Source organism: Lancefieldella parvula (assembly GCF_963530955.1).
In the GTDB taxonomy this organism is placed as follows: Bacteria; Actinomycetota; Coriobacteriia; order Coriobacteriales; family Atopobiaceae; genus Lancefieldella; species Lancefieldella parvula_A.
In genome coordinates this window covers 1-3894 of sequence record NZ_CAUSFQ010000110.1, presented here as the reverse complement: position 1 = coordinate 3894, position 3894 = coordinate 1, and the positions used below count along the sequence as shown (strand labels likewise).

Annotated in this window: 6 protein-coding genes; 1 reads left to right on the top strand and 5 read right to left on the bottom strand. The window is 46.7% G+C overall.

The genetic code is table 11. The features are described 5' to 3' along the window. On the bottom strand, positions 1–445 hold a 445-nt coding region (locus RWJ43_RS06350; RefSeq protein ID WP_314009053.1), incomplete at its 3' end, for an HAD family phosphatase. A 99-nt stretch (positions 446–544) separates the two neighbouring features. Between RWJ43_RS06350 and RWJ43_RS06345 the strand changes: the two genes are divergently transcribed. After that, positions 545–730: a zinc ribbon domain-containing protein gene (locus tag RWJ43_RS06345; RefSeq protein WP_314009051.1), complete on the top strand. Its 186-nt coding sequence runs from the start codon at positions 545–547 to the stop codon at positions 728–730. 76 nt (positions 731–806) lie between these two features. Here RWJ43_RS06345 and RWJ43_RS06340 read toward each other — a convergent pair whose 3' ends face one another. From RWJ43_RS06340 to RWJ43_RS06325, 4 genes are all read right to left on the bottom strand, one after another. After that, positions 807–2198: a transcription antitermination factor NusB gene (locus RWJ43_RS06340; protein WP_314009049.1), complete on the bottom strand. Its 1392-nt coding sequence runs from the start codon at positions 2196–2198 to the stop codon at positions 807–809. Continuing rightward, the gene (gene fmt / locus RWJ43_RS06335) at positions 2198–3121 is read right to left on the bottom strand and encodes a methionyl-tRNA formyltransferase (RefSeq protein WP_314009047.1); all 924 of its coding nucleotides are present in this window, start codon (positions 3119–3121) and stop codon (positions 2198–2200) included. Before fmt ends, RWJ43_RS06340 begins: the two co-directional genes overlap by 1 nt. Before the next feature lie 8 nt (positions 3122–3129). After that, positions 3130–3672 (bottom strand): peptide deformylase, encoded by a 543-nt coding sequence (gene def, locus RWJ43_RS06330; RefSeq protein WP_035433103.1) that lies wholly within the window; start codon positions 3670–3672, stop codon positions 3130–3132. 8 nt (positions 3673–3680) lie between these two features. Then, on the bottom strand, positions 3681–3894 hold a 214-nt coding region (locus RWJ43_RS06325; protein ID WP_314009044.1), incomplete at its 5' end, for a hypothetical protein.

The following is a 3894-nucleotide window of genomic DNA, read 5'->3' as shown; positions in this document are numbered from 1 at the left end:
ATACATCAGGCTCAACCTTGTCCACTCCCCCCACGTCTTCTGTAGAAACCACCGTTTTAAAGAGGTGCTCAATACCTTGAGCCGCGAGGGCCGCACGCACTTCTCGCACAGGAGTTGACGATGCAACAGCCATAGGAATACCCGCATCGTAAAGCTCCTGCAAGAACTCTTTTGCACCAGAAATAATGGAGACGTGATGTTGATACTGCTCTGTTACATACGCGCAGAACTCTTCATACAAAGCTTCTGCAGTGATAGGCAGCTCCAGATGATCAACGCAAATTTTGCAACCATCCATAAGCGAAACAGCCTCAACGCGCTCAAAAAATTCTGAGTCAACAGTCTTGCCGTATTTAGGAAGAACAGCGCCAAACACATTGCGCCAAACGCGCATTGAATCAACAAGGGTTCCATCGCAATCAAAAATTGCACCGGTTACCTGCATAATGCCTCCGTAAACAAACTTATTAGTTGCAATCGTGAAATATCTACTCTAAGTAGGGTAAAGTATCTCACGTTTATAAATTGTTTTCATGGAGGAAGCATGGCACGTTATAGCTATCACTGCACACACTGCGACAATACCTTTGAAATTGAACGCCCTATGAGCCTGAAGATGGAAGCTCCTCAGTGCCCAAAATGTGGACATGAGACCGAGCGCGTGTACAACACCTCAACCATCGTCTTTAAGGGCACCGGTTTTTACAACACCGATAGCAAAGGCAAGTAATCCTGTGCTTTGAGCCTGAAGGCGCTCTTTAAACGTCACGTATGAAGCTCTTGTTGTGATAACGCAGCAAGAGCTTTTATTTGCGCTTAAGGACCGCCATAAAGTGAGCATCACAATCAACAGACGCAAAAGCCGTCTGCAAAAATCCCTCTGGTGTAATGCACGTATCGAGAAACTCTTGTGCTTCTGAGGTTAAGCATGCACGCGCGGAGCACTCAAAAAGATTTTGCACCTCAAAGTGAGAACCCTCTGAACTTGCAAGAAAATCGTCAATAACCTGCTGATTCTCTGAATTTGAGAGCGAACACGTCGCATAGACTATAAAGCCACCCACCTCTACACGGCTGCTACAGCTCTGCAAGAGTTTGGTTTGTAAAGCGGTAAGCTCTCCCCCGTCATACAGACTTTCTGGTGACAAATTCCACGCAATCTCTGGATGGCGACGAAGCGTGCCTAAGCCAGAACAGGGAGCGTCAATAAACACCACGTCAAAGCTCTGATTAAGCTCTTCTGGAACCTCTGGTGATACAAACTGTGTGGCATCAAACGTGAGTGATGTAACCTGATCTGAAAGTCCAGCGGTCTTCAATCTTCTTTTTGAAACGTGGGACTTTCCTTTTACAAGCTCAACAGCGGTGATGTGGGGATTCTCTTTATCTAGCACCTCAAATGCATGAGAGAGCAACAAAGATTTGGTCCCTCTACCCTGTCCAACCTCAAGCATATCTTGGTCTACATAAGATGCCGCGAGAAATGCCACAAGCTGAGAGGCTAAATCTGCAGGAACAAGCTGAACTTTCTTTACATATGCGTCAACGTTAAGTTGAGCAGGATTATTTACCTCATACACATCTGGCAGAACTGTTTGCTGTAACTCTAAAGAGCTGCTCTGCAATTGTTGTTCTGATACGTTTCTTTGTAGAACATACACAGGAGCTGGGTTTTTAAGATTAAGAATGAGTTTTTGAGCAGCAGATTCTCCAAGTGACTCAATAATCTCCAAGCAAATCCACTCAGGAATACCTGACGCCCACGAAAGCTCTGAAGGCGTTTTGGGATTCTTTGCACGCGTAAGCTGAGCTTCTTTTTCAGAAATTTTTCTAAGCACAGCATTTGCAAGACCAGAAGAACGCTTTGAAATAGACTTTACTAGCTCAACACCTTGGCTGATGGCGGCGTCGCGTCTTGTCTCTAAATATAAAACCTCAAATACAGCTATACGAAGAGCGTCCTGTACCTTTGGTTCTAGGTGAATACCTGAGTTAAGATGATTCTTTAAAGCTTCATCAAGCTTACCTTTGGTAAGCGTTACTCCCAGCGCAAGACGAGTAGCAAAAGCTTTGTCTTGTACAGAAAGTTCCGAGAAGTCTTTTGACTCCCTTAAATAATCACGAATACGTAGATTGTTACGTCTGCACTCAAAAAATGCTTGATAGGCTACTCTTCGAGCAGGAGTTAAGGTGGCCATTAGTGAAGCATCTGCCAGGACATCTGGGACTTCTGAAGTCCTGCGGCAAATGATTTTGCATCCATAGAGCGCTTGCCATCTGGACGCACCTCAAGAAGCTCAAGGACACCTTCAGCACAGCCAAGGAACAACCTATGATCTTGAACTGCAACCTGACCTTGAGCAACAGAAACTTCACTTGGTGCCAGTTGAGCGGACAAAGCGCGAAGAGACCTGCCTCCAACAGATACACGAGCTGGAGCGGTATCAGAGGAAGCCTGAACCCTCAGGGCGTTTACCTGGGCTGAATCTTCTGGAGCAAGCTTCATTTCTTGCTTAGTAACTTTAGGAGCAAACGTTACTTCTCGCTCATCTTGTGACTGCCACTCAAGAGAACCTCCCTTGAGCTCAAAAAGAGCCTGTGACAGAGCATCAGCACCTAGCTGTGCCAGAGCGTTAGTGAGTTGCTCAGTATTTTTGGAGCCAACCTCACACGATGCTTGCTTGCACCAATCTCCTGCATCAAGTTCATGAGCAATTTTCATGATAGAAACGCCAGCAACAGCATCACCCGCGAGGATGGCGCGCTGAATTGGAGCAGCTCCTCGCCAGCGAGGCAGCAGTGATGCGTGAACGTTCAAAGTACCGTAAGGCGCGAGAGAGATTACCTCATCAGGCAAAATGCAGCCAAAAGCAACCACGCAGAGCGCTTCTGGTTGTACCTCACGCATGGCAGAAATTACTTCTGGAGTCATGCGATTTGCCTCAAGAACAGGCAAACCAAGTTCTTGTGCGCATTCTTTTACAGGAGACGGCTCAAGCGCCTTACCACGACCACGAACGGCATCTGGCCTTGTAATAACCAAAGCTACCTGGTGATCATGGGCAAGTTTTTTAAGCGATGGAACAGCAAAGTCTGGAGTTCCCATAAAGACTACGCGCATGTCAACTCCTAATAGTCTGTCTGACCAGGACGAGCGCCAGAAGCCAGTGCCTCTTTGTACTCCTGCAGCGTCTCCATACGAGCACCTGGTCCCAGATGATCTGGCATGGTTACGCCGTTGATGTGGTCAATCTCATGCTGCAAACAAACGGCGAGAAGGTCTCCTTCTGCTTCATAGCGCATCAGATCACCATCAAGGTTATATGCATGAACGACAACGTGGCTTGGACGCGTAACAGGAACGGTAATGCCTGGGAACGAAAGGCAACCCTCTTCATATACACGAGGCTCACCATCTGCAACTTTAATCTCTGGATTAATGAGCACAAAAGGGTTCTCTTGGCCGTTAGGGTAATCAACATCGATAACTACCATGCGCTTCATGTAGCCAACCTGAGGGCCAGCAAGACCAACGCCGTCGGTGGCGTACATAACCTTAAGCATATGCTCGGCCATCTTACGGACATCGTCGTTAATATCGTCAATTTCTTCACACTTTTGGCTCAGACGAGGGTCTGGCCAAAGCACCATATCATCAGCTTCAGAGCTCATAACTATCCTTACATCATGTCGTAAGCATCAACATCTAATGTCACGTTGATACCCACTCTTTTATCAAGTGAAGCAGCACACTGAGAAAGAATTTCTCCCACCTGAGCATCTACGGGAGATTTTACTAAAATGTGTCTGCGGTACTTATCTTTTACCTTTGCTTTTACACAATCAGCAGGACCCAAAATCTCCCATCCAGATTGTGCATCTAACTTTGCATGC